This window comes from Bradyrhizobium sp. 2S1 (assembly GCF_011516625.5).
In the GTDB taxonomy this organism is placed as follows: Bacteria; Pseudomonadota; Alphaproteobacteria; order Rhizobiales; family Xanthobacteraceae; genus Bradyrhizobium; species Bradyrhizobium septentrionale.
Map to the genome: position 1 here is coordinate 8,013,812 of NZ_CP147717.1, position 19,990 is coordinate 8,033,801.

Genomic DNA, 19,990 nt, shown 5'->3' on the forward strand with positions numbered 1-19,990 from the left:
CTTTATTTCTCGGGTTCGATCTTCTCTAGGTCGCCCATGTAGGGCTGCAGCACCTTCGGTATCGCGATCGATCCGTCTTCTTGCTGATAGCTCTCCATCACAGCAATTAGCGCGCGCCCCACTGCCGTGCCGGAGCCATTCAGTGTATGCACGAAACGCGGCTTGCCTTCAGGAGCACGATAACGAGCATCCATGCGGCGCGCTTGAAAATCGCCACACAGCGAGCAGCTCGATATTTCGCGATAGGCACCACCCTCACCTTGCCCCGGCATCCACACCTCAATGTCGTACGTCTTCTGCGCTGAGAAGCCCATGTCGCCCGCGCACAATGTCATTACACGGTAGTGCAGCTCGAGCTTTCTTAGCACCTCCTCGGCACACGACAGCATGCGCTCATGCTCCTCCTTGCTGGTTTCGGGCGTCGTAATTGAAACCAGCTCAACTTTCTTGAATTGATGCTGGCGTATCATTCCCCGGGTATCTCGCCCTGCAGCACCAGCTTCAGCGCGAAAGCATGGTGTCAGTGCCGTCAGGCGCAACGGCAGTTCCTTCACATCGAGGATTGAATCACGAACTAGGTTCGTTAATGGGACTTCTGCGGTTGGGATCAGCCAAAGATTGATTTGATCCCCCTTCAATTGCTTCCATACATCTTGGAGGCTCTCCCAGATGTAATTCATAAATCGCAATCGCTCTACCCCATCAACACTCCGAAACAACTCGTCATCGGTCGAAATGCCGTCATTCAAAAACTTTTCGATAATCGACTTCGCCAGGAGCGCATCCATCGATGAACTTCCAACTGAATAGTTGCTTGCAACTTTCTCCGCCAGGTCGCTGATATCGACTGGCCTTTTTGTCCCAAATTGATCATCGCGAAACTTTGGCAATTGTCCCGTGCCGAACATAGCGTCGTCTCGGACCATTAGTGGAGGATCGACTTCAACATAGCCGTGCTTCTCCGTGTGGAGATCCAGCATGAATTGTCCGATCGCACGCTCAAGCCGCGCTAGACCCTTTTTTAGAACGACGAAACGTGCGCCCGATAGTTTTGCGGCCGCCTCAAAGTCCATGTAGCCAAGGCGAGCACCGAGTTCATCGTGTGACCTAGCTCGATAGGAAGCGCCTGTCGTTTCCCGAAATTGCGGAAAATCTCCGTACCGATGGCTAAGAACATTGCTATGTTCGTCGAAACCGTCAGGCACTTCGGGTGCCGGTAGGGGCAGATTCGGGATTGCAGCTAGGGCGTCTTTGAGTTCTTTCTCAACTTCTCTCTGTTCCTTCTCCAGGGTCGCGATCGAAGTCTTGCTATCAGCAACCTCCGCTCTGAGTTTTTGAACTTCTCCCTCAGCCTTTGCTTTGATGGCTTGGTGGATCTTATCGGACGCCTCCTTGCGACGCGTCCTCCAACCGTCCAACACGCGATTAATCGCAAGCCTCCTGCCTTCAATTGAGCTCAATCGTTCCGCTTCTGGAGCGATTCCGCGGCGCTGGAGGGCGGCGTCGAACGCTGTTGGGTTCTCGCGGATCGCTTTAATGTCGTGCATGGCAGGAAGTCCTAACGGCGCGCTTGCAGATAACGTTGTATGCCAACGTTTGCGTTGTATGTTTCCACTACCACGACCGTCATCACCCGCGAAAGCGGGTGATCCAGTATTCCAGAGACGTCCGTCCGTGACGGAGGGACCGCAGCGTACTGGATACCCCGCTTTCGCGGGGTATGACACCTGTTTCGGGGGAGACGGGCCCTACTCGGCCGGATTGGCCGCCGGCGGGACGCTGGACGAGGCTGCCTTGGTCGTGGCCTTCTTCTCCACGATCCGGACCGCGATGATGGCGCCCTCGTAGAGCGCGAGCAGCGGGATCGCGAGCGAGGCCTGGCTCAGCACGTCCGGCGGCGTCAGCACCGCGGCGATGATGAAGGCGATCACGATGAAGTAGCGCCGCTTCTCTCTCAGCATCTTCGAGGTGACGATGCCGATGCGGCCCAAGAGCGTCAGGATCACCGGCAGCTGGAAAGCGATGCCGAAGGCGAAGATCAGCGACATCATCAGCGACAGATACTCGCCGACCTTGGGCAGCAGCTGGATCTGCGCGGTCTCCGCGCTGCCGGCCTGCTGCATGCCGAGCGAGAACCGCACCAGCATCGGCAGCACGACGAAATAGACCAACATCGCGCCCATCACGAAGAACACCGGGGTCGCGATCAGATACGGCAGGAAGGCGTTGCGCTCGTGCCTGTAGAGGCCGGGCGCCACGAACATGTAGATCTGTCCGGCGACGATCGGGAACGAGATGAAGGCGGCGCCGAACATCGCGAGCTTCAACTGCGTGATGAAATATTCCAGCAGCTGCGTGTAGATGAATTTCGAATTCTCAGGCCCCGCCACCAGCACGAACGGCCAGACCAGCACGTTGTAGATCTGCTTGGCAAAGAAGAAGCAGACGATAAAGGCCACGCCGAAGCCGAGCAGCGCCTTGATCAGCCGCGAGCGCAGCTCGATCAAATGATCCATCAAGGGGGCCTTGCTGGCCTCGATATCTTCTGCGCTCATGACGCCCTCGCGTCCTTGAGCACCTCAGGCTCCGCCGGCGTCACATCCTGCGACGGTGCCGGCTCGGGCTTCACCTCGCTGGTGATCGCAAGCGGCTCAGTTGTGGCAGCGTGCGTCTCAGCCTCGACGAAAGTCTCCGGCGTCGGCGCTGCGGGTGTTGTTGGCGTGACCGGTGCGTCGCTTGACGTCACGGGTGCATCAATCGCGGAGGCGACCTGCGCATCGACGAGCTTGTCGATCTGCAGCGCGTCGCTGACGTCCTTCTGCAGCGAGGTCATGATGTTGCCGCTGGTGATGCCGGTTGCGGCTTCCCTGACCTCGTCAAAGCTCTTCTTGATGTCGGCCATCTCGGCCTCGCGCATGGCTTCCTGGAACTGGCCCTGGAATTCCGAGGCCATCTTGCGGGCCTTGCCCATCCATTGCCCGACCATGCGCAGCACGCCCGGCAGTTCTTTCGGGCCGATGGCAATCAGCGCGACGACCGCGATGACGACCAGTTCACTCCACCCGATATCGAACATGAATTCTTCCGCCTAGCCCGCCGCGATCGGCCCCATCGGTCCTAACAGGATTTGGGGCCGCCGGCGCCTTTTCTCAATCGGCGTCAATAGCGCTTCCGAGCGACGGCGTCACCGTTTCGCGCAAAGATAAACGTCGAAATATGTGTCGGTACAGGCGCGTCAGACGGCCTTGCTGCCGACATCCTGGCGCGCGGCTGACGGCGCCGCATTGTGATCGATCGACTTGGTGGGCTCGGTCTTCTCGGCGACCTTGTCGTCGTCCTGCATGCCCTTCTTGAAGGCCTTGATCCCCTGGGCGACGTCACCCATCAGGTCCGAAATCTTGCCGCGCCCGAACAGCAGCAGGACCACTGCGATCACGACGATCCAGTGCCAAATGCTGAGTGAACCCATCCTGCAACCCTCCAGAAATGGCCGGCGGGCCGGCCTGAACTTTGCCGGAAGGTAGGCCCGCGGGGTGTCAAAAACAAGGACCTCGGCCGCGGCAAATCGCTGTCGCGGCTACGTAATATTGCTAGCCTTAACCGGGAATATTTGGCCGCTATTCGCCCCTGTCCTCGGGGTCGGCCTCGCCGCGCTCGTCGCCGCGGGAATCCGGTTCGTCGGCGTCAGCTTCGGCCGCTTCCGATTCGGCGGCAACGTCCGCTTCGATCTCGATTTCGGCCTCGACCGTCATTTCAGCCTCAGCCGACGCTTCGGTTGCGGTCTTCGGTTCCTCGGCCTCCGGCTCGACGGCCGGCGCCAGCAGCAGCTCCAGCGTATCGCCCGGCTCAAGCGGCTCCTCGTCTTCCCGCAGCGTCGCGTCGTCCGAGGGCGACGGAACGGAAAACCCGGTCGGCAGGCGCGAGTCGAGCAGACCGGTGCCCTTCAGCTCCTCGAGTCCCGGCAGATCGCCGAGCGCTTCCAGGCTGAACTGCGACAGGAATCCGTCCGTGGTTCCAAAGGTCAGCGGACGGCCCGGCGTCTTGCGGCGGCCGCGCGGGCGGATCCAGCCGGTCTCCAGCAGCACGTCGATGGTTCCCTTCGACGTCACCACGCCGCGAATCTCTTCGATCTCGGCGCGGGTCACCGGCTGGTGATAGGCGACGATTGCCAGCACCTCGATCGCTGCACGCGACAGCTTCCGGGTCTCGGTGCTCTCGCGCGTCATCAGCCACGACAGATCGCCCGCGGTCCGGAACGTCCACTTGTTGGCGACACGAACCAGATTGACGCCGCGCGGCGCGTATTCCGCCTGCAACTGTGCGAGCGCCACCTTGATATCGACGCCGTCGGGCATCCGCTTTGCGAGCGTCGCCTGATCGATCGGCTCGGCCGATGCGAACAACAGGGCTTCCAGGAGCCGCAATTCCTCAGGACGCGCCACCGGATCCATAGGAGAAACCTCCTCCTCGGGCTCTTCTCTGCGCACTTCCGCCAAGCTTGCCATGGGCCTGCTCTCCTTCTTCCACTTACTCAACCGACAGGTCCGGCGCCGCCATTGCGGCTTGCGCTGGACGCTTTCGGAAATAGATCGGCGCGAACGCCTGCTTCTGGTTGATCTCCATCTCGCCCTCGCGAACCAACTCGAGGGCGGCAGCGAAGCTCGATGCGAACACCGTCGCTCTCTGCTTGGGATCGGCGACGTAGTTCATCAGATACTCGTCGAGACAGCTCCAGTCCTCAGCGAGGCCGACCAGCCGTTCCAGCGAGGCGCGCGCTTCGGCGAGCGACCACACCGTCCGCTTGGCCAGATGCACCGAAGTCAGCACGCGCGACGCGCGCTGCGTGGCATAGGCCGACAGCAGGTCGTACAAGGTCGCGGTGAACTTCGGATGCTTGATCTCGGCGATCGATTCCGGATTGCCGCGCGGAAAGATATCGCGCTGGAACTGCGGCCGGTTCATCAACCGGTTCGCCGCCTCGCGGATCGCCTCCAGCCGGCGCAGCCGGTTGGCGAGCGCGGTCGCCATTTCCTCGGCGCTCGGCCCCTCCGCGCTAGGCGGCTCCGGCAGCAACAGCCGCGACTTCAGGAACGCAAGCCAGGCCGCCATCACCAGATAGTCGGCCGCGAGCTCGAGGCGGATCTTGCGCGCCGCCTCGATGAACGAAAGGTACTGGTCGGCAAGCGCAAGGATCGAGATCTTCGACAAATCGACCTTCTGCTGCCGCGCCAGCGTCAGCAGCAGATCGAGCGGGCCCTCATAGCCCTCAACATCGACCACCAACGCCGGCTCGCCCTCGGCGAGGTCAGCCGGCCGCCCGGTCTCAAACGATAGAATTTCAGCGGTCATGCCGTCCCTACCCGATCCAACAACGCATCCAGTTCAGCCCGTGCCGCCTGCCGGTCGAGCGGCTGAGGCTGCTTCCGCGCCACGAGCGTCGCCTTGGCGCGCTCAAGCGCCTTGCCGGTCAGTTCCGGCGTCTCCCGCGCCACTTCGCGCATCTCGTCGATGTTGCCGTTGCAGTGCAGAACCACGTCGCAACCGGCGCTGACGATGGCGCGGGTCCGCTCGGCAATTGATCCGGCCAGCGCATTCATCGACACGTCATCACTCATCAACAAACCTTGGAACCCGATCAGGCCGCGAATCACCTGTTCGATGATTGTCGCAGAAGTCGTTGCCGGATGGACGGGGTCCAGCGCGCTAAACACAACATGTGCAGTCATGGCCATCGGCAGGTCCGCAAGCGGCTGGAACGCGGCAAAATCGCTCCGTTCCAGCTCACCTTTGGCGGTATCGACCGTCGGAAGCCGGAAATGGCTGTCCGCCGTGGCCCTGCCATGGCCGGGAATATGCTTGAGAACCGGCAGCACACCGCCCTGTTCCAACCCTTCCGTGACGGCACGAGCGATGGCCGCAACCTTGCCGGGCTCGGTTCCATAGGCCCGGTTGCCGATCACCGCGTCCGCCCCGGCCACGGGAACGTCGGCCAAAGGCAGGCAATCGACGGTGATTCCGAGGTCGATCAGGTCGGCTGCGATCAGCCGTGAGCTGAGCCTGGCCGCCGCAAGGCCGAGCTTCGGGTCGATGTCGTAGAGCGCCGAGAAGCTCGCGCCGGGCGGATAGACCGGCCAATGCGGCGGGCCGAGCCGCTGTACCCGGCCGCCTTCCTGGTCGATCAGGACCGGAGCATCGGCCTCACCGCCTGCAGACCTGAGTTCCGCAACAAGAGCGGCCACTTGGGCAGGACTCTCGATGTTGCGCTTGAACAGGATGAAGCCCCATGGCCGCTCGGCGCGAATGAATTCGCGTTCAGCGTCATTGAGGGTCAGCCCGGATACGCCCGTGATGAATGCGCGGTTCGTCATTCGGCCGATTAGGCCGTATGCAGCTCACGGGTCAAGGAAACGGACTTTAATTTCTTTGGATGAGGCACTGCGGCCCACCAGCCGACATCAGGCTCTTGCACACTTGGCTCGCCTCCTCCGAGGAGGCAAACGGGCCAGCGAAGGCGCGATAATAGACGCCCTTCTCGCCGAGATCGACGCGTTTCACCACCAAAGGCTGCGAACCGAGCACGCTGCGATATTTGCCCTGCAGCGTCCGGAACGAAGACTGCGCGTCGGCCTCGTTCTTCTGCGACGACACCTGAACCAGATATCCACCACCACCGCCGACCGAGGCCGTCGAGGTCGATGCCACCCGGGTCGGAGGCGCGGTAGGCGCCGCCTCAGCCTGACCGGGTGCCAGCGACATCGGCGCGTTCACGCTGGCATTGGCCGCAGCCGGGTTGCCGCGTGACACCGGGGGCTTCGCAGCCGCCGGAGGCTTGGCCGGCACGGCCGCCGTGGCCTGCGTGCCATCAGGTCCATCGCCCTTGACCGCGAGGGTGCGGATCTTGCGCGGCTCGTTGTTCGGCAAGGTGCCGTTCGCATTGACCGGGGCCGGCGCGGGCGGCGTCGTCTGCACGCTCGCCGCCGGCGGCGGATTCGCATTGGCGTTCAGCGGCGGAAACACGACGCGCGGTCCGGCGGTCTTCGAGTTGACGTCGACAGGGGCTTCTTCGCGCGAGACGATCTTCTCGGTGCCGTCCCCCGTTGCCATGCGGTCCGGCGTCTTGGCCGGCGCATCGGCCTGGGCCGGGATCACCTTGGTTGGCGTGTTGTCGGCCTTGATGATCGGCGGCTCACCGCTGCGGGGCGAGCCGACATAGTTGCGATAGCCGAGCGCAGCGCCGGTGCCGACCACCGCAAGCGCCACCACCGCTGCGACCGTGATCAGGCCGCTGCGCCGCTTGCGCGGCTCGGGTTCTTCCTCGTAGCCCTCATAGGCATAGGGATCGTCCGGATAGGCCGGGTCACGCTGGAGATCCTGTTGGCCGGCTTCCAGCTGGCCATAAAGCGCATCGTCATAGCGCGACGGATCGCCATTCTGACCGGCGCCCTGATAGTGCGGCTCTTCGTCAAATGTCTCGGGCTGCCGGGGGGTCTCGACTGGCCGATATTGCGCCACCGGCGCAGGCGCGGGCTGCGTCTGCTGAGCTGTGTAGCGGTGCAACGGATGGACCGGCTTCGGCTGGTCGTCCTGCTCAGGCTCGTCGTACTCGGCGTGCTGCTGCACGGGTGCCAGCTGCACAGGGGGCGGAACGACAGCCTCCTGCCGCGCGCGCTGCATCCAGGGCGGCGGGCCTGCGGGCGGCGCATCCTCGTCGTCCGCCTGCGGCTGATATTGCTGTGGTCGCACGTTGGCGCGCGACTGCAGCGGATGCGGTGGCGGCGGCTTGTTGGCGCTGCCGAACGGATCCGTCTGGCCGATCAGCCGGGCCAGTTCGGCGAGCGGATCGGCCTCGGCCCTCTGGGCCGTGTCGGCGGAAAAATCTCGGTCCTGATAACGATCAGCCATTGTGATGATGCATCCCCTCCGGGACAGCGCCAGGATCGCCGGCGCTGCTGGTCCGAACGAATTGGCCCCTGCCAGATGCCCTCACAAATCCCCACTCGTGAGGGCCAAATGCCCCTACCTACCGCATCTCGGTTGGAGCTTGGACGCCTAGAACAGCTAAGCCCGATGCCAGAACCGAGACGACGCCCTGAACCATTGCCAGTCGCGCCCTCGTGATCTCTGCATCATTATTGATAATGAAGCGTAAATAGGGCAAATCCCGCCCCTTGGTCCAGAGTGCATGAAATTCACTGGCTAAATCATAGAGATAAAAAGCGATTCGGTGCGGCTCATGTGCAATGGCCGCCGCCTCAATCATCCGTGGATAAAGCGCAAGACGCTTGAGCAGATCGAGTTCGGCCGGATCGGTCAGCCGCTCGACGGCGGCATTGCGCAGATAGGCCAGCCGCGCCTCGTCGGTCTCCGGCAGGTCTGGAACCGCCTCCTCCCGCGCATTGCGGAAGATCGAATGGCCCCGGGCGTGGCCGTACTGGACGTAGAAGACGGCATTGTCCTTTGACTGCTCGATCACCTTGGCAAGGTCGAAATCGAGCACCGCGTCGTTCTTGCGGAACAGCATCATGAACCGCACCGCGTCGGAGCCGACCTCGTCGACCACCTCACGCAGCGTCACGAACTCGCCGGAACGCTTCGACATCTTCACCGGCTCGCCGTCGCGCAGCAGCTTGACGAGCTGCACGATCTTGACGTCGAGCGCAGCCTTGCCCGCGGTCACCGCCTTCACCGCCGCCTGCATCCGCTTGATGTAGCCGCCGTGATCGGCACCGAACACGTCGATCAGATTGGTGAAGCCGCGCTCGAACTTGTAGCGGTGGTTAGCGATGTCGGATGCGAAATAAGTGTACGAACCGTCCGACTTGATCAGCGGACGATCGACGTCATCGCCATAGGCGGTGGCGCGGAACAGCGACTGCTCGCGGTCCTCGTAGTCCTCGACCGGCTTGCCCTTCGGCGGCGGCAGACGCCCCTCGTAGATGTCGCCCTTGGCGCGCAGGAAATCGATGGTCTCGGCGACCTTGTTATTGCCTGACGTGATCAGCGAGCGCTCCGAGAAGAACACGTCGTGATGGATGTTGAGCGCGGCAAGATCGCCCTTGATCATCTCCATCATCATGGCGATCGCCTTGTCGCGCACGATCGGCAGCCACGCGGCTTCCGGCAAGGTCAGGAGCTTGTCGCCATGCTCCTTCGCGAGCGCCTCGCCGACCGGCACGAGGTAATCGCCGGGATAGAGCCCTTCCGGGATCGCGCCGATGTCCTCGCCAAGCGCCTCGCGATAGCGCAGGAACGCCGAGCGCGCGAGCACGTCGACCTGGGCGCCGGCGTCGTTGATGTAATATTCGCGGCAGACGCCGAAGCCCGCGAATTGCAGCAGGCTGCACAGCGCGTCGCCGAACACGGCGCCGCGGCAATGGCCGACATGCATCGGCCCGGTCGGGTTGGCCGAGACGTATTCGACATTGACCTTCTCGTCCTTGCCGATGCCGCTGCGCCCATAGGCTGAACCTGCGGCCAGCACGGCACGCAGCGCGTCGGCCCAGACCTGCGGCTTCAAGGTCAGGTTGATGAAGCCGGGACCGGCGACATCGACTGAGGCCACCAGTGCGTCGGCGCGCAGCCGCTCGGCGATCTTGTCGGCGAGCTCGCGCGGCTTGGCCTTGGCATCCTTGGCGAGCACCATCGCGGCATTGGTCGCCATGTCGCCATGGCTGGCGTCGCGCGGCGGCTCCACCACGACGCGGGAGAGATCGATGCCGGCGGGCCAGCTATCCTCGGCTGCGACAGCGGCACAGATCGCGTGCACGCGCGTCAGAATGTCGGCAAAAAGGTGTGGTGAAGCAGTGATGTCGGCCATGGCAGGGCGCTAACGCAAATCCGGGGTCGAGTCAAAAAGCCTTTGGTGCTCGATCAGGGCGAAACGGTCGGTCATCCCGGCAATGAAATTGCCTATCCGCCTGTTCCGCGCACTCCCGGTCTCCTCGGCGCTGCCCTCGATCCATTCCGCCGGCAGGTCTTCAGGCGACTGCCGGTAGCGCTCGAAGAGATTGCGGACCACCTGCTCCGCTTCCCGCATCACAATCATCACCCGCTGGTGGCGATACATCCGCCGGTACAGGAACGCCTTGATCGCCGCCTCCTGCTCGGCCACCTCGGACGGAAATGCGATCAGCGGCGCATTGTGGTGGCGCACATCGTGGGCCGATTGCGGCCGGGCCGCCGCAAGGCGCCGGTTCGCCTCCGTGAAGACGGCATTGATGAAATGTGAGATCAGCTCGCGCACCAGTTCGGCGCCACGCCGGACCTCGTCGAGCCCGGGATAATGCCGGTCGATCTCGGCGATGATCTCGGCGGTCAGCGGCATCTCTTTGAGGTCGTCGACCGCGAACAGACCGGCGCGCAGACCATCGTCGATGTCGTGGGCATCATAGGCGATGTCGTCGGCGAAGGCAGCGATCTGCGCCTCCAGCGAAGCGTAGCTCCAGAGCTCGAGATCGTAGCTCCTGTTGTAGTCGGCGATCCCGACCGGAATGCCGCTCTCCAGGTAGCGGCCCGCCGGCGCACCGCTGCGTTCGGTCAGCGGCCCGTTGTGCTTGACGATCCCCTCGAGCGATTCCCAGGTCAGATTCAGCCCGCCGAACTCGGGATAGCGATGCTCCAGCGAGGTGACCACCCGCAGCGCCTGCGCATTGTGGTCGAAGCCGCCGTCATCCTTCAGGCACGCGTCGAGCGCCCGCTCCCCGGCATGCCCGAACGGCGGATGGCCGAGGTCATGCGCCAGCGCCAGCGTTTCGGTCAGATCCTCGTCGACCCCGAGCTGGCGGGCCAGCGCGCGGGCGATCTGCGCCACCTCCAGCGAATGGGTCAGCCTGGTGCGGTAATGATCGCCCTCGTGGAAGACGAAAACCTGGGTCTTGTGCTTGAGGCGGCGGAACGCGGTGGAATGGATCACCCGGTCGCAGTCGCGCCGGAACGGGCTCCGGGTCCGGCTCGGCGGCTCCGCGACCAGCCGGCCCCGGCTGCGATCGGGGTCGCAGGCATAGGGCGCGCGGGGGGCAGCCATTCCGACCGACACGGTATTTTAGTCCTTATCCATTTGATTCCATGGTCCGACGCACTTAACTATGCTTGAGGCGGCCGACCAAATGAATTGGGTATGACGCCGGGCATGATCCGATCAGACCATGCTCAAATAGGGTTTCGGAGACCGACATGACTGCTGCCATCACCGTCAGCGAACGGGCCGCCCGCAAGATCGGGCAGATCCTCAGCAAGGAAGGCGAAGGCGCCAAGCTGCGCATTTCGGTCGAGGGCGGCGGCTGCTCCGGTTTCCAGTACAAATTCGACGTCGAGCGCACCCAGGCCGATGACGACCTCGTGATCGAACGCGATAGCGCCGTGGTGCTGATCGATCCCGCCTCGGTCCCGTTCCTCGCGGGCTCGGAAGTCGACTTCGTCGACGACCTGATCGGCGCCTCGTTCCGCGTCGTCAATCCGAACGCCACCGCCTCCTGCGGCTGCGGCACCAGCTTCTCGGTCTAATCACCCGACGCTCTGACGCGTTTCCCCGACGCTAACCGGCTCGCCGGGGTGCGCGGCTATTCTGCCGCGACCTGCGGGCGCTCGACGTCGCCGCCCGCCTCCGCCTGCGGATCGAGCTTGCGCCGCAGCCGGCGGTCGATGCGGTCGAGGTAGATGTAGATGACAGGCGTGATGAACAGCGTCAGCAGCTGCGACACGCAGAGGCCGCCGACCACGGCGACGCCGAGCGGCTGACGCAGCTCTGCGCCGGCGCCGGCGCCGAGCGCGATCGGCAGCGTGCCGAAGATCGCCGCAAACGTCGTCATCATGATCGGGCGGAAGCGCAGCAGCGCCGCCTCGCGGATCGCCTGCTCGGCGCTCAAGCCGACGCGGCGGCGCTCCAGCGCGAAGTCGACCATCATGATCGCGTTCTTCTTGACGATGCCGACCAGCATCACGATGCCGATCATCGCAATTACCGACAGCTCCATCCCGAACATCATCAGCGTCAGAATCGCGCCGATGCCGGCCGACGGCAGACCCGAGATGATCGTGATCGGATGGATGAAGCTTTCGTAGAGAATGCCCAGGATCACAAAGGCCGCGAACACCGCAGCGAGGATCAGGACGCCCTGCCCGCGCAGCGAATCCTGGAACACCTGCGCGGTGCCCGAGAAGCCGGTCGCGATCGTCGGCGGCAGGTTCGCGGTCTGCTCGAGCTCGGTGATCTTGTCGACCGCGTAGCCGAGCGAAGTGCCCGGTGCGAGGTTGAACGAAATTGTCACGGCCGGCTGCTGGCCCTGGTGGTTGATCTGCAGCGGCCCGACCGTCGGCACCAGCCTCGCCACCGCATCCAGCGGGATGGTCTGGCCGTTGCCAGTCTTCATGTAGAGTTTTGACAGATCGGACGGATCAACGCGGAACTGCGGCTGCACCTCCAGGATGATCTGGTAGTCGTTCGACGGCATGTAGATGGTGCCGACCTGCCGCGCGCCGTAGGCGTTGTAGAGCTGGTTGCGGACCTGATCGACGGTGACGCCGTAGACCGCCGCCTTCTCGCGGTCGATGTCGACCGTCATCTGCGGGTTCTTGATGTAGAGGTCGGTGGTGACGTCGAGCAGGCCCGGAATCTTCTCGATCTTGTCCCGCATCTCGGGCGCCAGCCGGTAGAGCGACTCGGTATCGCCGCTCTGCATCACATACTGATACTGGCTCTTGGAGATGCGGCCGCCGATGTTGAGGTTCTGGACGCTCTGGAAGAACGCCTGCATGCCCGGGATCTCGCGCGCCTTCTGCCTGAGACGGCCGATCACGACAACGGCGTTGTCGCGGGTCTTCTGCGGCTTCAGCGCGATGAACAGCCGGCCGTAATTCGTGGTCGGGTTGGGACCGCCAGAGCCGACCGTGGAGTTGATGTAGTCGATCGCCGGATCGGTCCGGAGCACCTCGACCAGCGCCTGCTGCCGCACCCTCATCGCCTCGAACGAGGTGTCGGTCGCCGCCTCCGTCACGCCGATCAGGAAGCCGGTGTCCTCCTGCGGGAAGAAGCCCTTCGGCACGATCATGTAGAGGTAGATGGTGCCGCCGAGCGTCGCGAGCGTCACCACCAGCATCAGGACCTTCTTGGCCAGCACCCAGTCCAGCGCCCATTCGTAGGCGCGCAGCCAGGCCTCGAACATCGCCTCGAACGCCCGCAGCACGACGTTCGGCCGCTTGGTCGCGTCATGCGCGCGCAGCACGCGGGCGCACAGCATCGGCGTCAACGTCAGCGAGACGAAGCCGGAGACGATGATTGCGACCGAGATCGTGACCGCGAATTCGCGGAACACGCGGCCGACGATGCCGCCCATCAGCAGCACCGGGATGAACACGGCGATCAGCGAGAAGGTGATCGAGATGATCGTGAAGCCGATCTCGCGGGCGCCCTTCAGCGCCGCCTCGAACGGCTTCATGCCGTGCTCGATATGGCGGACGATGTTCTCCAGCATGACGATGGCGTCGTCGACCACGAAGCCGACCGAGAGTGTCAGTGCCAACAGCGTCATGTTGTTGATGGAGTAGTCCAGCGCGTACATCACCGCGCACGTGCCGAACAGCGAGATCGGCACCGCCAGCGCCGGAATGAAGGTCGCCGACGCCGAGCGCAGGAACAGGAAGATCACGAGGATCACCAGTGCGACCGCGATCAGCAGGGTCTCCTCGACGTCGCTGACCGCTTGGCGGATCGAGACCGAGCGGTCCATCATGACTTGCATGGTCACCGAGGGCGGGATCGCGGCGCGCAGCGCCGGCAGCTTGGCCAGCACGGCATCGACGACCGCCACGGTGTTGGCGTCGGGCTGCTTCTGGATCGCGAGCACGATTGCCCGCTCGTCGTTCATCCAGGTCGCGATCTTGTCGTTCTCGACGCTGTCATAGACCTTGGCGATCTCGTCGAGCCGAACCGGCGAGCCGTTGCGCCAGGCCACGTGGATCTTGCGGTAGTCGGCCGCCTTGTCCATCTGGCCGGAGGCCTGCAGCGCAACATCCTGCTTGGGACCGTTCAGTGTGCCGACCGGCGTCGAGGAATTGGCGCGCGACACCGCGGCGCGGATATCCTCCATCGAGACACCGCGGGCGGCCGCGGCCTCCGGATCTGCCTGGACGCGGATCGCGAATTTCTGCGTGCCGTAGATCAGGACCTGGGCGACGCCCGGCAGCTGCGACAGCGCCTGCCCGATCGTGATGTCGCCGTATTCATTGACGCTCGACAGCGGCAGCGTCGCCGACCCCAGCGAGACGAACAGCACCGGGAAGTCCGCCGGGTTCACCTTCCGGAAGCTCGGCGGGATCGTCATCTCGATCGGCAGCCGGCGCTGCGCGATGGTCAATGCCGTCTGCACGTCGAGCGCGGCGGCGTCGATGTTGCGGTTGAGGTCGAACTGGATGGTGATGACGCTCGTGCCCTGCGAGGAGTTCGAGTTCATCGAGGAGATGCCGGAAACGGTCGAGAGCTGGCGCTCGATGATGCCGGCAACGGAAGCGGCCATGGTGTCGGCGCTGGCGCCCGGCAGGGTCGCGGTGACCGCGATGGTCGGGAAGTCCACCTTGGGCAGCGCCGAGACCGGCAGCAGGCGGAAGCCGAACACGCCGAATGCGATGATCGACGCCGTGATCAGCGTCGTCATGACCGGGCGGCGGATGCAGAGTTCGGAGAGCGTCATCGGTCAGGCTCCGGCCTTGCGCGCCCGCTGCTCGACCCGCGATCCTTCCGAGAGCAAGAGCTGACCGTCGACGACGATGCTTTCATCGCCCGCCAGTCCCTCAGAGATCACCGAGCTACCCTGGAAGGTGCGATCGACCTTGACCAGCTGGACCTTGGCGACGCCGTCCTTGACGACGAAGACGAAATTGCCGTTCTGGCTGCGCTGGACCGCGACCGTCGGCACCACGACGGCGTCCTCGCTGCGGATGATCAGCTTGGTCTGCACGATGGTGCCGGGCCACAGCGTCTCGCTCGCATTGTTCATGATGCCGCGCACGGTGACCATGCCGGTGGTCGCGTCGACGGCGTTCTCCACCATCGCGACCTTGCCGCTCTCGGAGCGCTGGTGGCCGGGAATGGTCGCGATCACCTTCGAATCGCCCTTCCCCATCGCGTCGCGCAGATCGACCAGCGCGCGCTGCGGGATCGCGAAGGTGACATAGACCGGCGCCATCTGGTTGATGACGGCGAGCGGCTAGGTGTCGGCGGGACGAACGAAGTTGCCGACCTTGACGTTGGCGGCGCTGATCCGCCCCGCGAATGGTGCGCGGATGACGGTGTAGCTTTTCTGGACGCGGAGATTTTCCAGCGCGAACTGGTCGGCCTTGATGGTGCCGATCAGCACGTCGGACTGGGTCTTGGCGTTATCGAGATTGACTTGGGTGGTCGCGCCCTTGCCGACCAGTTCGGTGTAGCGGCGGAGGTCGCGCTGCGCGCCTTCGAGCTGGGCCTGGTCGCGGGCCAGCACACCCACGGCCTGCTCGATCTGGGCGTCGATCTGGCGGGCATCGAGCATGAACAGCAGGTCGCCCTCATTGACCTTGGCGCCGTCCTCGAAATGCACCGAGACGATGGTGGTCTCCAGCCGCGACTTCAACGCCACGCTGGAGATCGGCGTGACGGTCCCGATGGCGTCGACGTCGACCGGCACCGATTTGCGTTCGGCCTTGGCGAGATCCACCGACACCACACGCGGCCGCGGGGTCCCTTGCGCGGTGGCGGCACCGCCAGCCATCCATGAAGAGCGGGTCATGTAAGCCGCCCCGGCCGCAATGCCGAGAATGGCGACAGTCAGAACCAAACTGCGTTTTTTCATATGTTTTGCACGTGCGCCACAGGCCACCCTTGAAGGCCGGAACGCTTCGTCACTCCCCCGTCGGCAATTGTTACGCCTTGTTTCCGGAGAGGGTTAGCACAGGCGCACCGCCCATGGTATGCCACCTAAGTAAAATCGTGCGGCTCAATCCCGGTCATTTGCATGCGCATCGCTACGTGGAACGTCAACTCGGTCCGGCAACGGATCGAGCTTCTGGTCAGCTGGCTGAAGGAGTGCTCCCCCGACATCGTCTGCCTGCAGGAGATCAAATGCGTCGACGACGCGTTTCCCCGGCTCGAGGTCGAGGCACTCGGATATAACGTCGTCACCCACGGCCAGAAGACCTTCAACGGCGTCGCGCTGCTCTCCAAGCTGCCGTTCGACGAGACCAAATCGGGGCTGGCCGGCGACGACGAGGACGCCCATGCCCGCTTCCTCGAAGGCGTCGTCACGCTGAAGCAGGGCGTGGTGCGGGTCGCGTGCCTTTATCTGCCCAATGGCAATCCTGCGAATACCGACAAATATCCCTACAAGCTCAAATGGATGTCGCGGCTTCTTGAGTACACGCGGGAGCGGCTTAAGACCGAGGAGCCGCTGATCCTGGCCGGCGACTTCAACGTCATTCCGGCGGCCCGCGACGTCTACAATCCGGCCGCTTGGGCCGACGACGCGCTGTTCCGCCCCGCCACCCGCGAGGCCTTCCAGTCGCTGCTCGGCCTCGGTCTCACCGACGCGCTGCGGGCGGTCAATGACGAGCCCGGCCAGTACACCTTCTGGGACTACCAGGCCGGCGCCTGGCAGAAGAACTGGGGCCTGCGCATCGACCATCTCTTGATGTCGCCGCAGGCCAGCGACCGGCTGATCGATGTCGGCATCGACAGCTATGTCCGTGCCTGGGAGAAGCCGTCCGACCATGTCCCGGTCTGGGCCGATCTGGATTTCGAGACCGCCTGAGCGCGGCGGGCCGACCGGGAGATCAATCCCGGCGGCCTCTAATCGCGGCGGCCCTGCACCCAGTGCTCGAGCATCTGCAGCGCCATCGCGCGGTCGTCCTCGGAGGCCTTGGCGATCGCCCGGTTGTAGCTTTCCTTGATCCAGGCCTCGTCGGGCGTGGCGCTGTCACGCGCCAAGGTCAGCCACATCAGGCCGCGCGCCCGCTGCGGCGGCAGCCGGTCGCCGTTGAACAGCATCGCGCCAAGCAGCGCCTGCGCCTGATGCTGGCCCTTCTGGGCGGCGAGCCCGAGCCAGCGCGCGCCATAGCGGAAATCGTCGCGCGAGGCGTCCGGCGTCTTCAAATACAGCCGGGCAAGGTCGTACTGGGCGTCGGCATTGCCGAAATAGGACGCGGCATAGGAGAACATCTCCCGCGCCCGCTCGGTGTCCGCCTTCACCTTGGAATTGGGGATGCCGTTCAGATAGTAGCGGCCGAGCGCGACGAAGGCGTTGGCCACGATCGAGGCCTGCGGCGCCGACGGCGAGTCCTCGGCATGCGCATTGGCGATCCGGCTGAAATATTCGAAGGCGCGCATGTCGTCCTGGATGACGCCATCGCCCTCGGCGTACATCTTGCCGAGCTTCCACTGCGCCACGGGGTGGCCGCCCTCGGCCTGATACTGCAGCGTGCTGAAGGATGAGGTCGGCGAGGTCGCCGCCGGGGTCACCGGGGTCGTGGCCCGCTTCAGCGCGCCGGCCGTCCCCGGCTGCGGGGAAACCACCGGAAGGACCGTATCCTGGGGATTGACCGGGGCACCGTCGAATCCGAATCCGGGGCCCGCCATCGGAATGGCCCCTAACGCCAACGCAACTATCGTACGCCTAAACGTCCGCATAACACTGTTTCTCGTACGCGCCACCCGGATGGGTGACTGCGCCATCCACCGCCGGCCCCACTTGCTCGGCGTACTTCCACAGCGCACCAGATGTATGGTTCGTCGCGCGAGGGGCCCATTTGGTCTTACGATTTGCGAGTTCGGCGTCGCTCAATTTTACGTTAAGGGTGCCGGCGACCGCATCGATCTCGATGATGTCACCGTCTTGCAACAACCCGATCGGCCCGCCGACGGCCGCTTCGGGTCCAATATGTCCGATGCAGAAGCCACGGGTGGCGCCGGAGAACCGGCCATCGGTGATCAGGGCAATCTTGCCGCCCATCCCCTGCCCGGTCAGCGCCGCGGTGGTGGCCAGCATCTCCCGCATGCCGGGGCCGCCCTTCGGCCCCTCGTAGCGGATCACGATAACCTCGCCTTCCTTGTAGGTGCGCTTCTGCACCGCCTCGAAGGCGTCTTCCTCGCGGTCGAAGCACCGGGCCGGACCGGTGAACCTCAGGTTGGACATTCCCGCGACCTTCACGATCGCACCCTCCGGAGCGAGATTACCCTTCAGCCCGACAACGCCACCTGTCACGGTGATCGGATTGTCGGCGGGCCGCACCACGTCCTGGTGCGGATTCCATTTCACGCTTTTGAGGTTTTCGGCGATCGTTCGGCCAGTGACGGTGAGGCAATTCCCGTGCAGGTGGCCATTGTCGAGCAGCGTCTTCATCAGCAGCGGAATGCCACCTACTTCAAACATGTCTTTGGCAACATAACGGCCGCCCGGCTTCAAATCCGCGACGTAAGGAGTCTTTTTGAAGATTTCGGCAACGTCGAACGAATTGAATTTGATGCCGCACTCATGCGCGATCGCCGGCAGGTGCAGTGCAGCATTGGTCGAACCACCTGAGGCTGCAACCACAGCTGCAGCATTTTCAAGGGCTTCCCTGGTGACGATGTCGCGGGGCCGGATGTTTTTCTCGATCAGCTCCATCACCTTCTCGCCGGCGGCGGAGCAGAAGGCGTCGCGGATCTCGTAGGGCGCCGGAGCCCCGGCCGAATACGGCAACGCAAGGCCAATCGCCTCGGAGACGGTCGCCATGGTGTTGGCGGTGAACTGGGCGCCGCAGGCGCCGGCCGACGGGCACGCCACCCGCTCGATCTCGTCGAGGTCCTCGTCCGACATGGCGCCGACCGAGTGCTTGCCGACCGCCTCGAACATGTCCTGCACGGTCACCGGCTGCCCGCGGAAGTTGCCGGGCAGGATCGAGCCGCCATAGATGAAGATCGAGGGCACGTTGAGCCGGACCATCGCCATCATCATGCCCGGCAGCGACTTGTCGCAGCCGGCGAGCCCGACCAGCGCGTCATAGGAATGGCCGCGGACGGTCAGCTCAACCGAATCGGCGATGCATTCGCGCGACGGCAGCGACGAGCGCATGCCGTCATGGCCCATCGCGATGCCGTCGGTGACGGTGATGGTGCAGAACTCGCGCGGGGTGCCGCCGGCAGAGGCCACGCCCTTCTTCACCGCCTGCGCCTGGCGCATCAGTGAAATGTTGCAGGGAGCGGCTTCATTCCAACATGAAGCAACGCCGACAAAGGGTTGATGAATCTGGGCTGTCGTCAGTCCCATCGCGTAGAGATAGGAACGATGCGGCGCGCGCTGGGGCCCCTCCGTCACGTGACGGCTCGGCAGCCTGCCCTTGATGTTCGTCTTGGCGTCCATCCTGGCGTCCAATCGCGATCCTGTTTCCAGCGCTCTTTGCTTCATCAACGCCGGAACCCATCAAAAGTCCCGCCGTCGGAGCGCTGGCAATTCAGCTACGTGAATATCCTTTCATGTCGGGGTGTGGCTAAAAAGCGGCGCGACTACGGACCGGCTGTGTTTAGGGTTAAATGGTTAAGTACCGTAGCAGTTGCGCAACAATCGTGGCCCCCGGGCAACCATGTATTATCGATCCTTATGGGAACCTGACGCGCGCCTGACGGAGCAGACGAGAGATTGCTGTCTCGCGACGAAACTCGTCCGAGTTGATTGCCTGGTCATCGCCCTCTCGTTGAGCAGAGGGGGCAGGGAAAGCCGGGTGCCGATCGCACCCATGGGCCCCGAGCAATGGGTAGTAAGCTCGGGGGTAGGACCACAGGTGTAACCGGAGCAATCCGGCTTTCCCTGCGCGATGGGCTACGGCTTACTTCGTGCTCTCCCCGGCGAGACTGGGCTTGCTTGTCACCGCCTTCGCATCACGCCTTCGCGTGTTGCGACGAGACACCTGCCGCTAGGGCGTCAGGACCACACGACTTCACCCTCCGCTTCACACGCATTCGTCGACTGCGCGCTCGGCGTCCACCGCATCT

Annotated in this window: 14 protein-coding genes and 2 pseudogenes; 2 read left to right on the forward strand and 14 right to left on the reverse strand. The window is 63.9% G+C overall.

The window, feature by feature from the left end:
* Nucleotides 1–2: 2 nt before the first annotated feature.
* The 10 genes and pseudogenes from serS to HAP54_RS37980 form a co-directional block, all read right to left on the reverse strand.
* Nucleotides 3–1,547 carry a serine--tRNA ligase gene (gene serS, locus HAP54_RS37935; RefSeq protein ID WP_166295835.1) on the reverse strand — a complete coding sequence of 515 codons (1,545 nt, stop codon included), beginning with the start codon at nucleotides 1,545–1,547 and terminating at the stop codon, nucleotides 3–5.
* Nucleotides 1,548–1,748: 201 nt separating this feature from the next.
* Nucleotides 1,749–2,555: a twin-arginine translocase subunit TatC gene (tatC, locus tag HAP54_RS37940; protein ID WP_166295838.1), complete on the reverse strand. Its 807-nt coding sequence runs from the start codon at nucleotides 2,553–2,555 to the stop codon at nucleotides 1,749–1,751.
* Nucleotides 2,552–3,076, reverse strand: coding sequence for a Sec-independent protein translocase protein TatB (gene tatB / locus HAP54_RS37945; protein WP_166295841.1), 525 nt, complete (start codon nucleotides 3,074–3,076; stop codon nucleotides 2,552–2,554). The genes tatC and tatB overlap by 4 nt, the downstream gene beginning before the upstream one ends.
* Nucleotides 3,077–3,235: 159 nt before the next feature.
* Entirely contained in the window at nucleotides 3,236–3,469 is a 234-nt protein-coding gene (locus tag HAP54_RS37950; protein WP_028332136.1) for a twin-arginine translocase TatA/TatE family subunit, read from the reverse strand.
* 276 nt (nucleotides 3,470–3,745) lie between these two features.
* A pseudogene (gene scpB, locus HAP54_RS37955) lies at nucleotides 3,746–4,505 on the reverse strand (SMC-Scp complex subunit ScpB); the annotation flags it as partial.
* 22 nt (nucleotides 4,506–4,527) lie between these two features.
* The gene (locus tag HAP54_RS37960; protein WP_166295843.1) at nucleotides 4,528–5,349 is read right to left on the reverse strand and encodes a segregation and condensation protein A; all 822 of its coding nucleotides are present in this window, start codon (nucleotides 5,347–5,349) and stop codon (nucleotides 4,528–4,530) included.
* The gene (gene nagZ / locus HAP54_RS37965) at nucleotides 5,346–6,368 is read right to left on the reverse strand and encodes a beta-N-acetylhexosaminidase (RefSeq protein WP_166295846.1); all 1,023 of its coding nucleotides are present in this window, start codon (nucleotides 6,366–6,368) and stop codon (nucleotides 5,346–5,348) included. Before nagZ ends, HAP54_RS37960 begins: the two co-directional genes overlap by 4 nt.
* Nucleotides 6,369–6,414: 46 nt before the next feature.
* Entirely contained in the window at nucleotides 6,415–7,902 is a 1,488-nt protein-coding gene (locus tag HAP54_RS37970) for an SPOR domain-containing protein (protein WP_166295849.1), read from the reverse strand.
* Nucleotides 7,903–8,020: 118 nt separating this feature from the next.
* Nucleotides 8,021–9,817, reverse strand: a complete 1,797-nt coding sequence (gene argS / locus HAP54_RS37975) for an arginine--tRNA ligase (RefSeq protein ID WP_166295852.1) — start codon at nucleotides 9,815–9,817, stop codon at nucleotides 8,021–8,023.
* 9 nt (nucleotides 9,818–9,826) lie between these two features.
* On the reverse strand, nucleotides 9,827–11,035 hold the full coding sequence (locus HAP54_RS37980) for a deoxyguanosinetriphosphate triphosphohydrolase (protein ID WP_166295854.1): 1,209 nt from the start codon (nucleotides 11,033–11,035) through the stop codon (nucleotides 9,827–9,829).
* A gap of 137 nt (nucleotides 11,036–11,172) precedes the next feature.
* Here HAP54_RS37980 and erpA point away from each other — a divergent pair, with 137 nt between their 5' ends.
* Nucleotides 11,173–11,502 carry an iron-sulfur cluster insertion protein ErpA gene (gene erpA, locus HAP54_RS37985; RefSeq protein ID WP_166205185.1) on the forward strand — a complete coding sequence of 110 codons (330 nt, stop codon included), beginning with the start codon at nucleotides 11,173–11,175 and terminating at the stop codon, nucleotides 11,500–11,502.
* Nucleotides 11,503–11,558: 56 nt separating this feature from the next.
* On the opposite strand, the gene HAP54_RS37990 is transcribed toward erpA, so the two are convergent.
* Complete coding sequence (locus HAP54_RS37990; protein ID WP_166295857.1) at nucleotides 11,559–14,684, reverse strand: efflux RND transporter permease subunit; 3,126 nt, start codon at nucleotides 14,682–14,684, stop codon at nucleotides 11,559–11,561.
* A 3-nt stretch (nucleotides 14,685–14,687) separates the two neighbouring features.
* Nucleotides 14,688–15,821, reverse strand: a pseudogene (locus HAP54_RS37995) (efflux RND transporter periplasmic adaptor subunit).
* 162 nt (nucleotides 15,822–15,983) lie between these two features.
* On the opposite strand from HAP54_RS37995, the gene xth reads away from it, so the two are divergent.
* Nucleotides 15,984–16,775 (forward strand): exodeoxyribonuclease III, encoded by a 792-nt coding sequence (xth, locus tag HAP54_RS38000; RefSeq protein ID WP_166205193.1) that lies wholly within the window; start codon nucleotides 15,984–15,986, stop codon nucleotides 16,773–16,775.
* Nucleotides 16,776–16,813: 38 nt separating this feature from the next.
* Here the strand turns inward: xth and HAP54_RS38005 are convergent, their stop codons facing one another.
* Nucleotides 16,814–17,650, reverse strand: a complete 837-nt coding sequence (locus HAP54_RS38005) for a tetratricopeptide repeat protein (RefSeq protein ID WP_166205194.1) — start codon at nucleotides 17,648–17,650, stop codon at nucleotides 16,814–16,816.
* Complete coding sequence (gene ilvD, locus HAP54_RS38010; RefSeq protein WP_166295860.1) at nucleotides 17,637–19,361, reverse strand: dihydroxy-acid dehydratase; 1,725 nt, start codon at nucleotides 19,359–19,361, stop codon at nucleotides 17,637–17,639. The genes HAP54_RS38005 and ilvD overlap by 14 nt, the downstream gene beginning before the upstream one ends.
* Nucleotides 19,362–19,990 lie beyond the last annotated feature (629 nt).

What these genes read in the sequence shown, in the direction of transcription:
- argS (WP_166295852.1), bottom strand. Translation starts at nt 9,817, where the DNA reads ATGGCCGACATCACTGCTTCACCACACCTTTTTGCCGACATTCTGACG.
- nagZ (WP_166295846.1), bottom strand. Translation starts at nt 6,368, where the DNA reads ATGACGAACCGCGCATTCATCACGGGCGTATCCGGGCTGACCCTCAAT.
- serS (WP_166295835.1), bottom strand. Translation starts at nt 1,547, where the DNA reads ATGCACGACATTAAAGCGATCCGCGAGAACCCAACAGCGTTCGACGCC.
- erpA (WP_166205185.1), top strand. Translation starts at nt 11,173, where the DNA reads ATGACTGCTGCCATCACCGTCAGCGAACGGGCCGCCCGCAAGATCGGG.
- ilvD (WP_166295860.1), bottom strand. Translation starts at nt 19,361, where the DNA reads ATGGACGCCAAGACGAACATCAAGGGCAGGCTGCCGAGCCGTCACGTG.
- HAP54_RS37970 (WP_166295849.1), bottom strand. Translation starts at nt 7,902, where the DNA reads ATGGCTGATCGTTATCAGGACCGAGATTTTTCCGCCGACACGGCCCAG.
- HAP54_RS37950 (WP_028332136.1), bottom strand. Translation starts at nt 3,469, where the DNA reads ATGGGTTCACTCAGCATTTGGCACTGGATCGTCGTGATCGCAGTGGTC.
- xth (WP_166205193.1), top strand. Translation starts at nt 15,984, where the DNA reads ATGCGCATCGCTACGTGGAACGTCAACTCGGTCCGGCAACGGATCGAG.
- HAP54_RS37960 (WP_166295843.1), bottom strand. Translation starts at nt 5,349, where the DNA reads ATGACCGCTGAAATTCTATCGTTTGAGACCGGGCGGCCGGCTGACCTC.
- HAP54_RS38005 (WP_166205194.1), bottom strand. Translation starts at nt 17,650, where the DNA reads ATGCGGACGTTTAGGCGTACGATAGTTGCGTTGGCGTTAGGGGCCATT.
- tatC (WP_166295838.1), bottom strand. Translation starts at nt 2,555, where the DNA reads ATGAGCGCAGAAGATATCGAGGCCAGCAAGGCCCCCTTGATGGATCAT.
- HAP54_RS37990 (WP_166295857.1), bottom strand. Translation starts at nt 14,684, where the DNA reads ATGACGCTCTCCGAACTCTGCATCCGCCGCCCGGTCATGACGACGCTG.
- tatB (WP_166295841.1), bottom strand. Translation starts at nt 3,076, where the DNA reads ATGTTCGATATCGGGTGGAGTGAACTGGTCGTCATCGCGGTCGTCGCG.